This window comes from Bacillus cereus group sp. N6, assembly GCF_016483705.1.
GTDB lineage: Bacteria > Bacillota > Bacilli > Bacillales > Bacillaceae_G > Bacillus_A > Bacillus_A wiedmannii.
On the sequence record NZ_JAEHBI010000150.1, the window covers coordinates 1 to 1,851 of the forward strand.

A 1,851-nucleotide genomic window follows, 5' to 3' on the forward strand; every position below is an offset into this window, starting at 1 on the left:
CTAAAAAAGAACGTATGTACGAATCGGAGGCTGCATAATTGAAATTATCTGTGTCTATTTTATTGACTTAATATCATTATTCACGTCTCCCAAAAGTTTATTCAAACGTATGTCTTCCGTTCTACTGTAATTGAAAAACAGCACTCACAGGATTATGATCACTATGTGTAAACTGTAAATCGTGTCCATTAATTTGAAGGATTTCCACATTAGGTGAGACTAAAAATCCATCAATAATGGTCACAAAACTTTTTCCTTTTATGTATGCCGTACGATTATCGCGTACCGTATACACAGAAGAATCTACAGCCCATTGAAATCCTCCTTCTGTAAAATCTTGGGGCAAACGCACTAACCACTTAGGCCAGGCGGCTAGAAATGCGGGGTCTTGTAACTGAATATCTGACAGTAGCTGATTCCAGTCGCCACCTACAATCACATAATCTCCCTTCTGATACTGTGTATGCATATACTGTTTTACGTATTGCAGTTGTTGTTTGCGGATATTTCCACCTGCATCATATGCCGATACATGTAGATTTACGATTCGTAAGTTCTTTCCATTTTCCACCGGGATAATGTGTTCTACCATCGCACGATCTAAATCAAAGAGTTGCTTAGGCCAAGGCTCTCTCCCTGGTAATTGAAAACGAGTTGCCTGCTTTATGAAGTAAGTAGAAAACGTAGCGAGTCCTGATTCCACATATCCCATGGGACGCAAAAAGGGAACCGGAACCCATGGATTGCTATAATTATAACCAAATGTAGAAGCGTGAGAGGATAACTCCTGTTGAAAAAATTGATATTCATTTTGATCAAAAGAACGGAATGCTTTAATATCGACTTCTTGTAACAAGACAAAATCTGCATGGTCTTCTTTTAAAAAGGACGACATGTGTTGTAAGTTTTGTTTGGTTTGTTCTTTACTACGAGAACGTGAGCCTGTTCCTCCGTCCATGAAGAAATCTTGTTTTGCATCTAATCCTGCGTAACCAATGTTAAAGGTAGTAGCTTGGAATGGCGTATAGAATGGTAATCTGTTTTCTTGCGAGTTTTCTATAATAAGATTTACAGATTCGGATGGCTTTTTATGCTTCCATGTGATAAAAGCTAAAAAAATGATAGGCAGTCCGAGCAAAACCAATGAGAAAGTAACCAATATTCGGATTCCCCTTTTCATCCTCTCCCCCTCCTTTTTCTATGATCCTAGACAATCCTGCCAGGTACCCCCATTATATATCGGATATAAGGGAAGTATTTTGAGAAATATAGCAAAACGGCTAGAATAAAAGGTTTTTCTCTTTTAGAGACCGAATATCATCAAGAATTATATGTACAAGAGGGGGGCGAGAAGATGTAATCTTCATTTGAAAGTGTATGTAAAGATAAAAAACATGAGGGGGTATTCATTTGAAACATTGTAAAAGACTTTTGCAATCTTTTCTTTTGCTTTTCTTATTTTCCATTTTTATAACGCACCTTCTGTATATGCAGAAACACATCCAGATTACGGAAAGGTATTTCCACCAACAGAAACATTCAAGCCAGGGAATTGGTTTGTGGGGGCAATACCTGCACAGGTAGATCCTACCAAATCACCGATTGTATTTGTACAAGGAAAAAACGGAAAGGCAAATGATTGGTATGGAGAGACTTACTATCATGGGAAAAATAAAGCGGGGCATCCATACACACGTACGATTATATATTCTATATATATTGAGAAGTAATATATATTAAAATTCTATAAACCGAAAAAGTTGCCCCTAGGAGCCATAGCCATCAACTTAAGGAAATGAATAAAATTTAACTAAATGGGTCATCCTTCCATGCATACCGCAAGGAAGGATG

2 protein-coding genes are annotated in these 1,851 nt (G+C 37.5%); one reads left to right on the plus strand and one right to left on the minus strand.

Translation table 11 applies throughout. The annotated features are described in order from the left end of the window. Positions 1-121: 121 nt before the first annotated feature. Entirely contained in the window at positions 122-1,180 is a 1,059-nt protein-coding gene (locus tag JDS99_RS30515; protein WP_199696457.1) for an endonuclease/exonuclease/phosphatase family protein, read from the minus strand. 379 nt (positions 1,181-1,559) lie between these two features. Between JDS99_RS30515 and JDS99_RS32245 the strand changes: the two genes are divergently transcribed. After that, positions 1,560-1,730 carry a hypothetical protein gene (locus JDS99_RS32245; protein WP_242475814.1) on the plus strand — a complete coding sequence of 57 codons (171 nt, stop codon included), beginning with the start codon at positions 1,560-1,562 and terminating at the stop codon, positions 1,728-1,730. Positions 1,731-1,851: the final 121 nt, after the last annotated feature.

Excerpts from the sequence above, each read along its gene's own strand:
- JDS99_RS30515 (WP_199696457.1), bottom strand. The coding sequence starts at position 1,180 with ATGAAAAGGGGAATCCGAATATTGGTTACTTTCTCATTGGTTTTGCTC.